This window comes from Streptomyces sp. HUAS YS2, from assembly GCF_033343995.1.
GTDB lineage: Bacteria > Actinomycetota > Actinomycetes > Streptomycetales > Streptomycetaceae > Streptomyces > Streptomyces solicathayae.
This window is the reverse complement of the sequence record NZ_CP137573.1, coordinates 6843440-6859220: the sequence shown is the minus strand read 5'-3', so window position 1 is coordinate 6859220 and position 15781 is coordinate 6843440. Positions and strand designations below refer to the sequence as shown.

17 protein-coding genes are annotated in these 15781 nt (G+C 72.3%); 8 read left to right on the top strand and 9 right to left on the bottom strand.

Features of this window, described 5'->3' with window-relative positions; genetic code table 11:
• The first annotated feature begins 40 nt into the window (after window positions 1-40).
• The 5 genes from R2D22_RS31815 to R2D22_RS31795 all read left to right on the top strand — a co-directional run bounded on the left by R2D22_RS31815 (window position 41) and on the right by R2D22_RS31795 (window position 4576).
• On the top strand, window positions 41-1288 hold the full coding sequence (locus R2D22_RS31815) for a Mur ligase family protein (RefSeq protein WP_318108430.1): 1248 nt from the start codon (window positions 41-43) through the stop codon (window positions 1286-1288).
• 32 nt (window positions 1289-1320) lie between these two features.
• Window positions 1321-2049, top strand: a complete 729-nt coding sequence (locus R2D22_RS31810) for a type 1 glutamine amidotransferase (RefSeq protein WP_318108428.1) — start codon at window positions 1321-1323, stop codon at window positions 2047-2049.
• Window positions 2050-2217: 168 nt separating this feature from the next.
• Window positions 2218-3243: a 6-phosphofructokinase gene (locus tag R2D22_RS31805; protein ID WP_318108427.1), complete on the top strand. Its 1026-nt coding sequence runs from the start codon at window positions 2218-2220 to the stop codon at window positions 3241-3243.
• Window positions 3244-3347: 104 nt separating this feature from the next.
• The gene (locus R2D22_RS31800; RefSeq protein ID WP_318108425.1) at window positions 3348-4298 is read left to right on the top strand and encodes a cytochrome c oxidase assembly protein; all 951 of its coding nucleotides are present in this window, start codon (window positions 3348-3350) and stop codon (window positions 4296-4298) included.
• Between the two features lie 77 nt (window positions 4299-4375).
• Window positions 4376-4576, top strand: coding sequence for a hypothetical protein (locus R2D22_RS31795; RefSeq protein ID WP_318108424.1), 201 nt, complete (start codon window positions 4376-4378; stop codon window positions 4574-4576).
• 55 nt (window positions 4577-4631) lie between these two features.
• Here the strand turns inward: R2D22_RS31795 and R2D22_RS31790 are convergent, their stop codons facing one another.
• Entirely contained in the window at window positions 4632-5642 is a 1011-nt protein-coding gene (locus tag R2D22_RS31790) for a DUF3048 domain-containing protein (RefSeq protein ID WP_318108423.1), read from the bottom strand.
• 100 nt (window positions 5643-5742) lie between these two features.
• Here R2D22_RS31790 and R2D22_RS31785 point away from each other — a divergent pair, with 100 nt between their 5' ends.
• Both R2D22_RS31785 and R2D22_RS31780 read left to right on the top strand, forming a co-directional pair.
• Window positions 5743-6429: a lysophospholipid acyltransferase family protein gene (locus R2D22_RS31785; RefSeq protein ID WP_318110111.1), complete on the top strand. Its 687-nt coding sequence runs from the start codon at window positions 5743-5745 to the stop codon at window positions 6427-6429.
• A 42-nt stretch (window positions 6430-6471) separates the two neighbouring features.
• Entirely contained in the window at window positions 6472-7503 is a 1032-nt protein-coding gene (locus R2D22_RS31780; RefSeq protein WP_318108421.1) for an NAD-dependent epimerase/dehydratase family protein, read from the top strand.
• A gap of 65 nt (window positions 7504-7568) precedes the next feature.
• Here R2D22_RS31780 and R2D22_RS31775 read toward each other — a convergent pair whose 3' ends face one another.
• From R2D22_RS31775 to R2D22_RS31740, 8 genes are all read right to left on the bottom strand, one after another.
• Window positions 7569-9152, bottom strand: coding sequence for an alpha/beta hydrolase (locus tag R2D22_RS31775; RefSeq protein WP_318108420.1), 1584 nt, complete (start codon window positions 9150-9152; stop codon window positions 7569-7571).
• Window positions 9153-9309: 157 nt separating this feature from the next.
• A complete protein-coding gene (locus R2D22_RS31770; protein ID WP_318108419.1) occupies window positions 9310-10053 on the bottom strand; it encodes an urease accessory protein UreD in 744 nt (247 codons plus the stop codon).
• A complete protein-coding gene (gene ureG, locus R2D22_RS31765; RefSeq protein ID WP_318108417.1) occupies window positions 10050-10727 on the bottom strand; it encodes an urease accessory protein UreG in 678 nt (225 codons plus the stop codon). The genes R2D22_RS31770 and ureG overlap by 4 nt, the downstream gene beginning before the upstream one ends.
• Before the next feature lie 158 nt (window positions 10728-10885).
• A complete protein-coding gene (locus tag R2D22_RS31760; RefSeq protein WP_318108416.1) occupies window positions 10886-11551 on the bottom strand; it encodes an urease accessory protein UreF in 666 nt (221 codons plus the stop codon).
• A 7-nt stretch (window positions 11552-11558) separates the two neighbouring features.
• The gene (locus tag R2D22_RS31755; protein ID WP_318108415.1) at window positions 11559-13280 is read right to left on the bottom strand and encodes an urease subunit alpha; all 1722 of its coding nucleotides are present in this window, start codon (window positions 13278-13280) and stop codon (window positions 11559-11561) included.
• On the bottom strand, window positions 13273-13584 hold the full coding sequence (locus tag R2D22_RS31750; RefSeq protein WP_318108413.1) for an urease subunit beta: 312 nt from the start codon (window positions 13582-13584) through the stop codon (window positions 13273-13275). The genes R2D22_RS31755 and R2D22_RS31750 overlap by 8 nt, the downstream gene beginning before the upstream one ends.
• A 16-nt stretch (window positions 13585-13600) precedes the next feature.
• Entirely contained in the window at window positions 13601-13903 is a 303-nt protein-coding gene (locus R2D22_RS31745) for an urease subunit gamma (RefSeq protein WP_318108411.1), read from the bottom strand.
• A gap of 137 nt (window positions 13904-14040) precedes the next feature.
• A complete protein-coding gene (locus R2D22_RS31740; RefSeq protein WP_318108410.1) occupies window positions 14041-14661 on the bottom strand; it encodes a TetR/AcrR family transcriptional regulator in 621 nt (206 codons plus the stop codon).
• 106 nt (window positions 14662-14767) lie between these two features.
• On the opposite strand from R2D22_RS31740, the gene R2D22_RS31735 reads away from it, so the two are divergent.
• The gene (locus R2D22_RS31735; protein ID WP_318108408.1) at window positions 14768-15757 is read left to right on the top strand and encodes an ABC transporter permease; all 990 of its coding nucleotides are present in this window, start codon (window positions 14768-14770) and stop codon (window positions 15755-15757) included.
• Window positions 15758-15781: the final 24 nt, after the last annotated feature.

Genomic DNA, 15781 nt, shown 5'->3' with positions numbered 1-15781 from the left:
ATAGGCTGAGCCCGGACCGACGCAAGGAGGAACAAGGACGATGTCAGGACACCCCGGTAATCCAGAGCCGCTGTCGCCGCGTGCCAAGCTGGCCGTGACGGCGGGCAAGGCCGCCGCCGCGGTGTCGCGGGCGGCGGGACGTGGCAGCGGCTCGGTGATCGGCGGCCGGGTGGCGCTGAAGCTCGATCCCGACCTGCTGGGACGGCTCGCGCAGCATCTGGACGTGATCCTGGTGTCCGCGACCAACGGCAAGACCACGACGACGCGACTGATCGCCGAGGCGCTGCGGGCCAGCGGCCCGGTGGTGTCCAACGCGCTGGGCGCCAACATGCCCGCGGGCATCACCTCGGCGCTGGCCGGCGGCTCGGACGCCAAGTACGGCGTGATCGAGGTCGACGAGAAGTACCTCGCGGGCGTCGCCCGGGACACCACGCCCAAGGCGATCGCGCTGCTCAACCTCTCCCGCGACCAGCTCGACCGCGCCGCCGAGACCCGGATGCTCGCCGAGAAGTGGCGCGAGGGCCTCAACGGCACCAAGGCCGTCGTCATCGCCAACGCCGACGACCCGCTGATCGTGTGGGCCGCCTCGTCCTCCCCGAACGTGGTCTGGGTCGCGGCCGGCCAGGAGTGGAAGGACGACGCCTGGTCGTGCCCGTCCTGCGGCGGTGTCATGCAGCGCCCGGGCGACGACTGGTTCTGCGGCGAGTGCGGCTTCCGCCGCCCCGCGCCGAGCTGGGCGCTCAACGGCGACCACGTGCTCGACCCGCACGGCTCGGCCTGGCCGATCCACCTCCAGTTGCCCGGCCGCGCCAACAAGGCCAACGCCGCCACCTCCGCCGCGGTCGCCGCGGTGTTCGGGGTGCCGCCGCAGGTCGCCCTGGAGCGCATGTACCAGGTGCAGGCGGTGGCCGGCCGCTACGACGTCGTCACCTTCCAGAACCGCGAGCTGCGGCTGCTGCTCGCGAAGAACCCGGCGGGCTGGCTCGAAACGTTTTCCCTCATCGACGGCCCGCCGGCCCCGGTGATCCTCTCCGTCAACGCGCGCGGCGCCGACGGCACGGACACCTCCTGGCTGTGGGACGTCGACTACGGCCGGCTGGCCGGCCACCCGATCATGGTCATCGGCGACCGCAGGCTCGACCTCGCGGTCCGCCTGGAGGTCGCGGGCGTGGACTTCCGTGTGTGCGAGACGCTCGACGAGGCCGTCACGGTGGCCCCGCCCGGACAGATCGAGCTGATCGCCAACTACACCGCCTTCCAGGACGTCCGCCGCCGCGTCGGCAACTGACCCCGACACGACCTCGCAAAAGGACTTGCAGCATGACTGACAGCAGCCTGCGTCTGGTCTGGGTCTACCCGGACCTGCTCAGCACCTACGGCGACCAGGGCAACGTCCTCGTCGTCGAGCGCCGCGCCCGGCAGCGCGGCCTCAGCGTCGAGCGCGTCGACGTCCGCAGCGACCAGCCGATCCCGACCTCCGGCGACATCTACCTGATCGGCGGCGGCGAGGACCGGCCGCAGCGGCTCGCGGCCGAGCGGCTGCACCGCGACGGCGGTCTGAACCGCGCCGCGGCCAACGGCGCGATCATCTTCTCGGTCTGCGCCGGCTACCAGATCCTGGGCCACGAGTTCATCAACGATGTCGGCGAGCGCCAGCCCGGCCTCGGCCTGCTCGACGTGACCACGGTCCGCGGCGAGGGCGCCCGCTGCGTCGGCGACGTGCTCGGCGACATCGACCCGCAGCTGGGCCTGCCCCAGCTCACCGGCTTCGAGAACCACCAGGGCGTCACCCACCTCGGCCCGACCGCCCGCCCCTTCGCCCGCACCGTGTACGGCAACGGCAACGGCACCGGGGACGGCACCGAGGGCGCGTACAACGACACCGTCTTCGGCACGTACATGCACGGCCCCGTCATGGCGCGCAACCCGCAGATCGCGGACCTGCTCCTGAAGCTGGCCCTCGACGTCAACGCCCTGCCGCCGACCGACGACCGCTGGTACGAGGCGCTGCGCGCCGAGCGGATCGCGGCCGCCTCGCCGTCCGCCTGACGGACTGCACGTCTGAGCGCCCATACGCCCATTGGATTCGTAAGTAAATACGGTGTCCAAACTGTGGACATCCGATACGGCCCCGCCACCCTGCACCGATAGGGTGGCGGGGATCCAACCGGACGACGTGGTCCGGAGTCGGCCCACGTTGCAAAGGTTTTCCGGGCTATGCGTATTGGTGTGCTCACCTCCGGCGGCGACTGCCCCGGTCTGAACGCCGTCATCCGCTCCGTCGTGCACCGCGCCGTCGTCGACCACGGCGACGAGGTCATCGGCTTCCACGACGGCTGGAAGGGCCTCCTGGAGGCCGACTACCGCAAGCTCGACCTGGACTCCGTGGCGGGCATCCTCGCCCGTGGCGGCACGATGCTGGGCTCGTCCCGCGTCCAGCCCGCGCACCTGGTCGACGGCGTCGAGCGCGCCAAGGGCCATGTCGCCGAGCTCGGCCTCGACGCGATCATCCCGATCGGCGGCGAGGGCACCCTGAAGGCGGCGACGCTGCTCTCCAACGCGGGGCTGCCGATCGTCGGCGTGCCGAAGACCATCGACAACGACATCGCGTCGACCGACGTCACCTTCGGCTTCGACACCGCGGTCGGCGTGGCCACCGAGGCCCTGGACCGGCTGAAGACCACCGCCGAGTCGCACCAGCGGGTCATGGTCGTCGAGGTGATGGGCCGGCACACCGGCTGGATCGCCCTGCACTCGGGCATGGCCGCAGGCGCGCACGCGATCATCGTGCCGGAGCGCCCCTTCGACATCGACGAGCTCACGACGATCGTCGGCGAGCGGTTCAACGCCGGCAAGCGGTTCGCGATCGTCGTGGTCGCCGAGGGCGCCAAGCCGCGGCCCGGCTCGATGGAGCTGGAAGAGGGCGGCAAGGACATGTACGGCCACGAGCGCTTCATCGGCATCGGCAACCGGCTCGCCGTCGAGCTGGAGGAGCGCCTCGGCAAGGAGGCCCGTCCGGTGATCCTCGGTCACGTCCAGCGCGGCGGCACGCCGACCGCGTACGACCGCGTCCTCGCCACCCGCTTCGGCTGGCACGCGGTGGAGGCGGCGCACCGCGGCGAGTTCGGCATGATGACCGCGCTGCGCGGCACCGACATCACGATGGTCCCGCTGAACGAGGCCACCGAGACGCTGAAGACGGTCCCGGCGGCCCGCTACGACGAGGCCGAGTGCGTGCTCTGAGCCCGTCGACGACGCGTCGAACCGCCCCCGGTCGCAGCCGCGACCGGGGGCGGTTCTAGTCTGGTGCGGACAACAAGCGCGAATCGGGCTCCAGGAGTACGCAGATGGATCACAGCGGGCACGGCATGACCATGGATCTGCCGCCGTTCACGCTGGCGCGGGGCCTGGAGTTCTCGCCCGACCTGTTCTTCCTGTTCGGCTGCCTCGCGGCGCTCGGTCTGTACGGCTGGGGCGTGCTGCGGCTGCGCGGGCGGGGGGACGACTGGTCTGCCGGCCGCACCGTCTCCTTCGTGATCGGCGTCCTGTCCATCGCGCTGGTGATGTGCACCAAGCTGAACGACTACGGCATGGTCATGTTCAGCGTGCACATGGTGCAGCACATGGTGATCAGCATGCTGTCGCCGATCCTGCTGCTGCTCGGCGCCCCGGTGACGCTGGCGCTGCGCGCGCTGCCGGTGGCGGGCCGGGGCTCGACCGGACCGCGCGAGCTGCTGCTGAAGCTGCTGCACAGCCGGTACATGCGGGTGATCACGCACCCGGTCTTCACGATCCCGATGTTCATCGCGAGCCTCTACGCGCTCTACTTCTCGCCGCTCTTCGACTTCCTGATGGAGTCGAAGCCCGGGCACATCGCGATGATGGTGCACTTCCTGATGGTGGGCCTGATCTTCTTCTGGCCGATCATGGGCGTCGACCCGGGACCGCACCGGCCGGGCTATGTGATGCGGATGCTGGAGCTGTTCGCCGGCATGCCGTTCCACGCGTTCTTCGGCATCGCGCTGATGATGGCGAGCGAGCCGATGATCAAGGCGTACCAGGACCCGCCGGCCTCGCTGGGCATCGACGCGCTCGCCGACCAGACCGCGGCGGGCGGCATCGCCTGGGCGTTCAGCGAGATCCCCTCGGTGCTGGTCCTGATCGCGCTGGTCTACCAGTGGTACCACTCCGAGCGGCGCCAGGCGGTTCGCAAGGACCGGGCCGCGGACCGGGACGGCGACAAGGAGCTGGAGGCGTACAACGCGTACCTCGCCTCGCTCCAGACCCGCGGAAGGTGATCCGCGCCCAACTGTGGCGCAGCCACCTCCTCCGGAGGGACCATGACGGGGACGGCCCCGGTCGGAGGAGGACAGCCATGTCCGGTCCCACGAAGTCGATGGGTGTGATCACCGTCGTGGCCCTGGTGCTGACGACGGCGTACACGGTGGCGCTCGGCAGCAACGGGCTGCTCTGGTTCGGCTGGGTGGTTCTCGGCCTGGTCACCATCGGCATGGCGGCGGCGGACAGCGTCCCGCCGACGGTGCCACGCCCGCACCGCGGGCGGCCCTCGTCGTAGCTCCCGGTCGTCGTAGCTCCCGGTCGGGGCGGCGCCGTCCCGGCGCGGCCTTCTCCTAGCGCGGCGCCAGGACCACCCAGACCTGGCCCCGGGCGAAGTTCAGCGGGGTCCCGTCGGGGGTGGTGTAGGCGACGCGGGAGCCGGCGCTCGCGCGGTTCCAGCGGGCCTCGTGGCTCCGGCCGTCGCGCAGCACCAGCGCTTTCCCGCTGCCCACGGTCTCGGTGTACGGGGAGACCGAGCCGAAGCGGTCGTGGAAGGCGGAGGGGCGGACGGTCACGTACTGGATCACGACCGTCTCCGGGGTGAGCGGGCCGGTGTCGGTGCTGGTGGCCGTCCGGCCGTCCATGGCCACCCGCCAGGCCTCGTCGGGGGCGGACCAGGTGAAGGTGTAGCGGGCGGCGGGGAAGCGCACGCTCGTGGAGTTGACCGGGGTGCCGTCGGCCGGGGCGGAGCCGAACCTGAACCCGATGTCCCTGGCGTCGGTGGCGTCCGGGGCGGCGGCGAGGGCCCGCGCGGGCAGCACGTAGAGGTTGTGCGGGGCGGGTCGGCTGCCGGAGCGCAGGAACGCGGCGGGGTCGCTGCCCTCGGACACCAGGTGGAGCGGAGCGGCCCGCAGCAGCGGGTTCAGGGCGGACTGGGCGCCGGAGTAGGCGAGTGCCGGGCGGCCGAAGGGCCGCAGCAGCGCGATGTCGGACTCACGGGCGCTGCGGACCGGGCCGACGCGGTCGGGCAGGTGGTCGGAGTACACGGCGAGCAGCCGGGTCACGCCCCCCTCGACCTGCTCGACGTAGACGAGGTCGGCCGTGCCGAGCCCGGTGGCCGGGCGGGCCGCCTGCACGTTGTCGATCTTGACCGCGAGGACGGGTGCGGGCTCGGCCGGGAGTCCGGTGAACGGGGAGCGGCCGGTCGCGGCCGGGGGGCTGACGGCGGGCGGGGTGGTGGGGCTGGGGGCCGGGGGCGGTTCCTCGTCCTTCGAGGAGCAGCCGTACAACCCGGCGACCGTCATCGCGCAGAGGACCGCGATGGGGATCGCGCCGGGACGCCGGGGTCCGCGCGCGCCTGCCATGGTTTGCTCCTCCTCCAGTGGACCACGCGCGCTCTTGGTTGGACACTCTGTGTCGGATGTTCCGGACGACGAGGTCCGGGACCGTGAACGGGGGTCGCCGGTGTTCTACCGCCTGCTGAAGTACGTCCTGATCGGACCGTTTCTGCGGCTGTTGTTCAGGCCGCGGATCGAGGGCCTGGAGCACATTCCGGACGAGGGGGCCGCGATCATCGCGGGCAACCATCTGTCGTTCTCGGACCACTTCCTGATGCCGGTGGTGCTCAAGCGGCGGATCACGTTCCTGGCGAAGCAGGAGTACTTCACCGGGCCGGGACTCAAGGGCCGGCTGACGGCCGCGTTCTTCCGCAGCGCCGGCCAGATCCCGGTGGACCGCTCCGGCAAGGAGGCCGGGAAGGCGGCGATCCGCGAGGGGCTCGGGGTGCTGGCCAAGGGCGAGCTGCTCGGGATCTACCCGGAGGGCACCCGCTCGCACGACGGACGGCTGTACAAGGGCAAGGTGGGCGTCGCGGTGATGGCCCTGACGGCCGGGGTGCCGGTGATCCCGTGCGCGATGGTGGGGACCTTCGAGATCCAGCCGCCGGGCAAGGTGCTGCCGCGGATCATGCGGGTCACGATCCGCTTCGGTGAGCCACTGGACTTCTCCAGGTTCGCCGGCATGGAGAACGAGAAGGCCGTGGTCCGCGCGGTGACCGACGAGATCATGTACGAGATCCTCGAGCTGTCCGGGCAGGAGTACGTCGACGACTACGCGGCCGTGGTGAAGGCGCGCGGCTCTGCCGAGGGCTAAGTTCCTCGTCCCCGGCCGGCCGCCCGCCGTAGCGTGACGATCATGGCCAAAGGACATGCGTTCGTGCTGGGAGCGACAGGACAGGTGGGGCGGGCGGCCGTGCGGGCGCTCGCCGCGGACGGCTGGGAGGTGACGGCCGGCTCGCGCCGCGGCGGGCGGGGCGAGGACCGGCCGGAGATCCGGTCGGTCTCGGTGGACCGGAACGACGAGGGCGCGCTCGCCGCGGCGCTCGGCGACGGCGTCGACGTGCTGGTCGACATCGTGGCGTACGACGCAGGGCACGGGCGGCAGCTGACCGCGCTCGCGGACCGGATCGGGTCGGCTGTGGTGATCTCCAGCGGCGCGGTGTACGAGGACGACCGGGGCCGCAGCTTCGACACCCAGCAGGAGCCGGACGGCTTCCCCCGCTACCCGGTGCCGATCCCGGAGACGCTGACGACGGTCGCGCCCGGCCCCTCCTCGTACAGCACCCGGAAGATCGCGCTGGAACGGGAACTGCTCGCGGCGGGCGGGACGCTGCCGACGACCCTGGTGCGGGCGGGCGCGATCCACGGCCCGTACTGCCCCGGTCCGCGCGAGGCGTGGTTCGTCAAGCGGGCCCTGGACGGACGGCCGGTGCGGCTGCTCGCCCACGGCGGCGCGGCCCGGTTCCATCCCGCGCACGTGGACAACCTCGCCGAGCTGATCCGGCTCGCGGCCGCCTCGCCCGGGACCCGCGTGCTCAACGGCGCCGATCCCGAGGCGCCGACGATCGCCGAGATCGGCGCGGCGATCGACGCGGTGATGGGGGTGGCGAGCGAGCAGGTGCTGATCCCCGGTGAGCCGGAGGGCACGGTGGGGCTCACGCCGTGGAGTTCGGCGCATCCGATCGTGTACGACATGACGGCGGCGGAGCGCGAGCTGGGGTACCGGCCGGTGGTGTCGTACGCGGACTCGCTGCCGGCGACGGTCGAGTGGCTGGCCGGGGAGCTGACGGCGCGGGACTGGCGGGACGCGTTCCCCGGTCTGGTGAAGTACGGGCTGGACTTCTTCGACTACGCGGCCGAGGACGCCTGGCTGGCGGCCCGCGACTAGCGCGGGACGCGCGGAAGGGGCGGCCGCTCGGGCGGCCGCCCCTTCGTCGTGCGTGTGGTGCGGTGTTACGGCTTGGGCGTGGCGTGCGGCTCGCAGGTCACGTCCGCGGCGTCGAGCTTGCCGGTGAGCAGGTAGGACTCCACCCGGTTGTTGACGCACGGGTTCACCAGGCCGGTGACACCGTGCGAGCCCGCGTTCTTCTCGGTGATCAGGCGCGAGCCCTTGAAGCGCTTGTGCAGCTCGACCGCACCCTCGTACGGGGTGGCGGCGTCACGCTCGGACTGCACGATCAGCACGGGCGGCAGACCCTTGTGGGTCCTGACCTCGATCGGGGTCTGCTGCTTGGTGGACCAGGTGGCGCAGGGCAGGTTCATCCAGGCGTTGGCCCAGGTCATGAACGGGTGGTTCTGGTGCAGCCGGGTGTTGTCGCGGTCCCAGCGCTTCCAGCTGGTGGGCCACTTGGCGTCCGCGCACTCGACCGCCGTGTAGACGGCGTTGCCGTTCTCCGAGGAGATGTTGCCGGCGGTGTCGGTCATGTCGGGGCCCGCGGCGTCGACCAGCGCCTGCGTGTCACCGGCGCGGTAGTCACGCCAGGTACCGGCGACCGAAGCCCAGGCGCTGTCGTAGTACGGAGCGCTCTGGAAGAAGCCGATGAGCTCGGCCGGGCCGACGACCCCGCCGATCGGGTTCTGCTTGGCGGCGGCGCGGAGCTTGACCCACTCCGCCTCGACCTTCTCCGGCGTGTCGCCGATGTGGTAGACGGCGTCGTTCTCGGCGACCCACGCCTTCCAGTCGTCCCAGCGCATCTGGAAGGCGACGTCCTGGTCCAGGTTGGCCTGGTACCAGATCTTCTCCCGCGACGGGCTGACCACGCTGTCGACGATCATGCGACGGACGTGCCCCGGGAAGAGCGTGCCGTAGACCGCGCCCAGGTAGGTGCCGTAGGAGACGCCCAGGTAGTTGAGCTTCTTCTCACCGAGCGCGGCGCGGATGACGTCCAGGTCGCGGGCGGTGTTGGGCGTGGTCATGTGCGGCAGCATCTCGCCGCTGCGCTCGAAGCAGCCGTCCGCGTACTCCGCGGCGAGCTTGCGCTGGGCAAGCTTGTCGGCCTCGCTGTCGGGCACCGGGTCGGGCTTCGGCGCCTTCACGAACTCCTGCGGGTCGACGCAGGAGATGGGCGCGGAGTGGCCGACGCCGCGCGGGTCGAAGCCGACGAAGTCGTACGCCTTCGCGGTGTTGACCCACAGCGGGTACTTGTTCGGCTCGGCGGCGCGGCGCGGGAAGCGCATGCCGGAGCCACCCGGGCCGCCCGGGTTGTAGACGAGGGCGCCCTGACGGACCTCGTCGCCACCCGTGTTCGCCACCCGGTCCACGGCGATCTTGATCTGCTTGCCGTTCGGACGGGCGTAGTCCATCGGAACGGTGACCCAGCCGCACTCGATGGGCTTGGCGAAGCCCCAGTCGGCGGGACAGTCGGTCCAGTCGATGCCCTGCGCGGCGGCGCGCGCCGCCGCGATCTGGACGCCGTGGGCCTCGGACCGGCTCCGGTCCTGGGTGTCGGCCCCGGCCGCGGGCGCGCCGAGCGCGCTCGCGACGAGGGTGCCGGCCACCAGAACTCCGGCCGATCCGAACGCTGCTGTACGTCGCACGTAGGTCCTCCCCCTGCTGTGAATGCGAGTCGTGGGGGATCCTTTCGTCCGCGACATGGCGGAGAACAGTCGCACACGCGTTTCTTTGCCGAACCGATAGCCGGGGTGTGGCGTACCGCTCACCGGACGCCCCGGTGCACCGTGTGCGACGTATGCCTCAGACCGGGGCGAGTCGGTCGAGCGCCGCGTCCAGAACCCGGCGCAGACTCAGTGCGTCTTCGGCCAGGGCACTGACCAGCGCGGCGGGACCGGCCAGCGGGGTGACCACGGCGGTCTCGGCAAGCGGTCCGGCCGCCACCGGCTTGTCGGCGAACTCCGGGTCGACAACCAGGAGTTGACCGACCGCGCGACGGCCGGCGAGGACCGCGGGGCCGTCCCAGCCGCCGGGCGCGCCGGGGCCGTACGCGAGCTCCTGGTCGAACAGGGGCCGACCGGAGCGGTGCACCGTGAGGCGGGTGACGAGGGTGCCGGGCTCCTCGCCGTGCCGGCCTAGGATCTGCTCCTCGCGCAGCACCAGCCGTGCGCTGTCGGCGAGTTCGACCGTGGTGTGCGCCCGCAGGTCCGAGCCGCGGGCGGAGACGAGCGGTTCGGGCAGCCAGCGCAGCACCGCGTCCGCGCCCACGTCGAGCCGCACGCGGTAGTGCGCGGGCGCCGGGGTGCGGCCGGGCAGGGCGACGGTCGCGGCGGCCGCGTCGACGGCCAGGCGGGCGCCGTCCCGCGCCCGCGCCTCCAGGGTGAGGTCGTCGCCGCCGAGCGGCGCGCTCATCGCGCCGACGACGGTGACCCGGGTGTACGTGTCGGTGCTGCGGGTGCGGCGCAGGGCGAAGGGGCCGTCGCTCTCCAGGACCGGCAGGGTGCCGTCGGCCGCGGCGACGACCCGGGCGGTGGCGCGGAGACTCATGCCGCCCAGTCGGCGAGCCGGGCGCGCACCCACGTGGCGACGGGCGCGACGCCCTCGGGCCCGGTGAGCGAGGTGAACGCGACGGGCAGCTCGCCGCGCTGCTCCTTCGCGTCACGGGCCATCCGCTCCAGGTCGGAGCCGACGTACGGGGCGAGGTCGGTCTTGTTGACGACCAGCAGGTCGGCAGTGGTGACGCCGGGGCCGCCCTTGCGCGGGATGTCGTCGCCGCCGGCCACGTCGATGACGAAGATCTGGGCGTCGACCAGGCCCTTGGAGAAGGTGGCGGTCAGGTTGTCGCCGCCGGACTCGACGAGGATCAGGTCGAGCGGGCCGACCGCCTCCTCCAGGTCCTCGACGGCCTCCAGGTTGGCGGAGATGTCGTCGCGGATGGCGGTGTGCGGGCAGGCGCCGGTCTCCACGGCCTGGATCCGCTCGGGCGGCAGGACGGCGTTGCGGAGCAGGAACTCCGCGTCCTCGCGGGTGTAGATGTCGTTGGTGACGACGGCGAGGGAGAGCTGGTCTCGCAGGGCGCGGCACAGGGCGGCGACGGTCGCGGTCTTGCCGGACCCGACGGGCCCGCCGAGCCCGATGCGCAGGGCGCGGCGGGTGCCGTCGGGGCGATGGGCGTCGGCGGAGACGGCGCCGTGGTGGTCGTGGGAGTGATCGAGGTGCACGGGGGCAACTCCTTGTCCGTTGTGGGCATGCGATCCGCCTGGGGCGATGGGGGGTACCGCCTGCTCGAGCGAAGCCGAGAGCTTGGGGGAGGGTAGGCACAACCCCGGGGGCGGCGCCCTGGGAAGACCCTCGACCGCGAGGGCCCCGCGAGGACCGGTCACGACGCGAACAGCCGGACCGGCCAGGTCGCGTGGCCCTCCGCCGTGATGTCGAGCAACGGCGCCGACGCGGCGGGCAGCGCGTGCAGGCCCTCCCTTGCGGCGGCCGCAGCCCGCGCGGCCACGTCGTCCATCTCCGGGGCGAGTCGCGCGAGCACGGCCGTGGCCTGGAAGGGGTCCAGGCTCAACAGCCGCACCGCCGCCGTCGCGGGCCCGCTCACGGTCTCGTACGCCACGCAGTGCGCGGCGTCCTCTGGCCCGAGCCCGGCGGCTCGGGCGGCGGTGCCGAGGACGACGGGCTGGTGCGCGCCGCGCGGGAACGCGGCGGCGAGCGCGTCGAGTTCGGGACTCGGCCAGGCGGACCGGGCGGCCCGCATCAGCTGCCGGCCGAGTTTGCGCGCCGCGGCACGCAGGGCCGGCGAGGGGGTTCGGGCGTCGGCGGCCTCGTCGAGCGCCTGCGCGTCGAGGCCGAGGGAGGCCGCGGCGGCCAGGCCCGCCGCGGTGAGGCCGGTGGTGTGCAGCCGGCCCCGGCAGAACGCGGCGAGGTCGGCCGCGTCCCTGACCCGGCCGGCCTTGACGGCGGCCTCGGCGCCGCCGGAGTGGGCGTGCCCGCCGGCGGGGAAGCGCCCGTCGGCGAGCACCAGAAGTGCGGATCTGCTGCTCATGGAGACCTCAGAAGAGGAAGTACCGCTGGGCCATGGGAAGTTCGGTGGCGGGCGCGGGTTCGACCGGCTCGCCGTCGATGGTCACGGTGAAGGTGTCCGCGTCGACCTCGACCCGCGGCAGCGCGTCGTTCTCCCGCATGTCCGCCTTGGTGACCCGGCGGGTGTTGCCGATGGCCGCGAACGTCTTGGCCAGGCCGAGGCGTTCGGGCAGGTCGTCCTCGATCGCCGCCTCGGAGACGAAGTTGACCGACCCGGTGGCGGCCGCCCTGCCGAGCGCGCCGAACATGGGGCGGGGCATGACGGGCTGCGGGGTGGGGATGGAGGCGTTCGCGTCGCCCATCTGCGCGTACGCGATCTGACCGCCCTTGAGCACCGCGAGCGGCTTCACGCCGAAGAACGCCGGGTCCCAGAGCACCAGGTCCGCGAGCTTGCCGGGCTCGACGGAGCCGACGACGTGGTCCATGCCCTGCGCGACCGCCGGGTTGATCGTGTACTTGGCGACATAGCGACGCGCGCGCAGATTGTCCGCACGGCCGTCGCCGGGCAGCGCGCCGCGGCGCTTCTTCATGACGTGCGCGGTCTGCCAGGTCCGCATGACCACCTCGCCGATGCGCCCCATGGCCTGGGAGTCGGAGGAGATGATCGAGATCGCGCCGATGTCGTGCAGCACGTCCTCGGCCGCGATGGTGGAGGGCCGGATGCGGGACTCGGCGAAGGCGAGGTCCTCCGGCACCGCCGGGTTGAGGTGGTGACAGACCATCAGCATGTCGAGGTGTTCCTCGATGGTGTTGACGGTGTGCGGCCGGGTGGGGTTGGTCGAACTGGGCAGCACGTACGGCTCGGAGACGACGGTGATGATGTCCGGGGCGTGCCCGCCGCCCGCGCCCTCGGTGTGGTACGCGTGGATCGTGCGGCCCGCGATGGCGGCGAGGGTGTCGCCGACGAACCCGGCCTCGTTGAGGGTGTCGGTGTGGATGGCGAGCTGCGCGCCGGTCTCGTCGCAGACGCCCAGGCAGGCGTCGATGACGGCCGGGGTGGCACCCCAGTCCTCATGGATCTTGAACCCGAGTGCTCCGCCGCGCAGTTGGGAGTGCATGGCCTCGCGCGACATGGTGTTGCCCTTGCCGAGCAGGCCGATGTTGACCGGGAAGGTCTCCAGGGCCTCGAACATCCGGGCCAGGTGCCAGGGTCCGGGGGTGATCGTGGTGGCCTTGGTGCCCTCGGCGGGGCCGGTGCCGCCGCCGACGAGGGTGGTGACGCCGGTGGCGAGGGCCTGCTCGACGACGGTCGGCGAGATGAAGTGCACATGGGCGTCGATGGCCCCGGCCGTGACGATCTTCCCGTTGCCCGCGATGACCTCGGTCTCCGGACCGATGACGAGATCGGGGTGCACCCCGTCCATGATGTCGGGGTTGCCGGCCTTGCCGAGTGCGGTGATCCGGCCGTCGCGGATGCCGATGTCGGCCTTGACGACGCCCCAGTGGTCGAGCACCACCGCGCCCGTGATGACGGTGTCCGGAGCGCCCTCGGCGCGGGTGGTGCGGGCCTGGCCCATGGACTCGCGGATGACCTTGCCGCCGCCGAACACGGCCTCGTCGCCGGCCCGTCCGGGGCCGCCGCTGCGGTCCTCGTCGATCTCGATCAGCAGGTCGGTGTCGGCGAGCCGGATGCGGTCGCCGGTGGTGGGGCCGAACAGGTCGGCGTACACGGCCCGGTGCAGCTCAGGCATCGAGGGATCCTCCGATCGCGCCGCGCAGCCCGGGGACGATCCGGCGGCCGGCGAGCGGGACGAGTTCGACCTCGGCGGGGATGCCGGGCTCGAAGCGCACGGCCGTGCCGGCGGCGATGTTCAGCCGCAGGCCGTGCGCGGCCGAACGGTCGAACTCCAGGCCGGGGTTGGCCTCGGCGAAGTGGTAGTGGGAGCCGACCTGGACCGGCCGGTCGGCGGCGTTGAGGACGGTGAGCCGGGTGACCGTGCTGCCCTCGTTGAGGGCGACGGGACCTTCACCGAAAAGGATCTCTCCGGGAATCATCGGCGGCGCTCCCCCGTCACACGATCGGGTCGTGGACGGTGACGAGCTTGGTGCCGTCCGGGAAGGTGGCCTCGACCTGCACGTCGTGGATCATCTCGGGGATGCCCTCCATGACCTCGTCGCGGGTGAGCACCTTGCGCCCGGACGCCATGAGTTCGGCGACGGTACGGCCGTCCCGGGCGCCCTCGAGGATGTGCGAGGTGATCAGGGCGACGGTCTCGGGGTGGTTGAGCCGCACCCCGCGCGCCCGGCGCTTCTCCGCCACGTCCGCCGCGACATGGATGAGCAGGCGTTCCTGCTCATGGGGGCTGAGTTGCACGCTTCCACCTCACAGTCGTGAACCGGGTGATCACCCGGACAGCTGCGGACCCTACCGACCCTCAACACTCTGTTGAGCTGCGGTTTCGGCCCGTGCGGCCAGACATTGCACGTTAAGGCGGAAGTTTTTCCGGCGCGTTAACTACGGCTTTGCACGTCCATGGACATGAGCCCGTTCAATCCGTCCACGAGCATGTCCGCGGACACGTCGCCGAAGAGGGCCTGCTGGGCGATGTAACCCTGAGCAGTGGCGATGAGGGTGCGGGCGACGTGGTCGGCGTCGACGTCCGCGCGCATCAGTCCGTTCCTGCGGTACGCCTCGACGAGTTCGGCCCAGAGCGCGCGCATACCGTGATAGCCCTCGGCAAGAGTGGCGGCCAGCCCCTCGTCGCGCAGCGTCTCCGTCCACACCTGGATGATCAGCCGGGCGAACGCCTGCCGGTCGGCGCCGGGAATGCGCTCCTCCAGGAAGAGCCGGAGCACCCCGCCGAGCAGCACGTCCGGGGTGGGCGGCGGGGTGGCCCGCGAGGCCTCCTCGAAGGCGCTTCGGATGCCCGCGAACGCCTCCTGCGCGATGGCCCCGACCAGGGCCTCCTTGCCGTTGAAGTACCGGTACACCGCGCCGGCCGAGAGGCCGACCTCGGCGAAGACGTCCTGCATGGATGTGGCGTGGAAACCGTTGCGGGCGAAGCAGCGGGCGGCGCCGTCGAGGATCTGCCGGCGGCGGGCGTCGAGGTGCTCCTGGGATACGCGTGCCATGCCGCCCAAGCTAAAACGAACATTCATTCTTGACAAGGCCGACACTCGGCGGGACAGTGTCACCACGTAAAACGAACGATCCTTCTCTTTGATCGAGAGGCTCCTCATGCCCGCCACGACAACCCGCCGCACCCTCGCGGTACTGGTCCTAATCCCACTGGTGGTGGCCCTGGCCCTGTGGGCCTTCGCCTGGCCGGCCGCCCGCGTCGCGCCCCGCGACCTCCCGCTGGGCGTGGCCGGCCCGGCGACCGCCACCGCACCGCTGGAGCAGAGCCTCGCCCGGCACGAGGGTGCCTTCGATGTGCACCGCTACCCGGACGCCGCCGCCGCCCGGAAGGCGATCGAGGACCGGATCGTGTACGGCGCGGCGGTCGTCACGCCGCAGGGCCCCGAGCTGCTGACCGCCACGGCCGGAAGCCCGGCCGTGGCCCAGCTGCTGCGGGAGGCGGTGACCGCGCAACTGCCCGCCGGCGCGCAGCCGAAGGTCACCGACGTGGTGCCGGCCCCGGCGGCCGATCCGCGCGGCGGCGCGTTCGCCTCGAGCCTGCTGCCGCTCGCCATCGCCGGCGCCGCCGCCGGCGCGGTGGTCACCCTGCTCGGGCTGCGCGGCCTGCGCGCCGGCGCGGCGCTCGTCGGCGCGGCCGCGCTCGCGGGGCTGACCGGCGTGGCGCTCGCGCACAGCTGGCTCGAGGTGCTCACCGGCTCCTGGTGGGCGGAGGCCGGAGTACTGGGGCTCACGGTGCTGGCGATCGGCGCGACGATGGCCGGACTCGCGGGGCTGCTCGGCCCGCGCGGCCTCGGGATCGGCGGACTGCTGATGATCCTGATCGGCAACCCGTTCTCGGGCGTCGCCACCGCGCCGCAGCTGCTGCCGGAACCGGCCGGGCTCCTGGGCCAGTGGCTGCCGCCTGGGGCGGCGGGCCAGGCGCTGCGCTCGGTCGCCTTCTTCGACGGCAACGGGGCCGGCCAGGCGCTGCTGGTCCTCGCCCTCTGGGCGGCGGCGGGGCTGACCGCGGTCCTCGCGACGGGCCGGCGCGCCGAGCGGGTCGCACCGACGCCGGGCGCTGCACGGCCGGAGCCGGAACTGATCGGCTGAACCGGAACCGGAACCGGCGAGCCG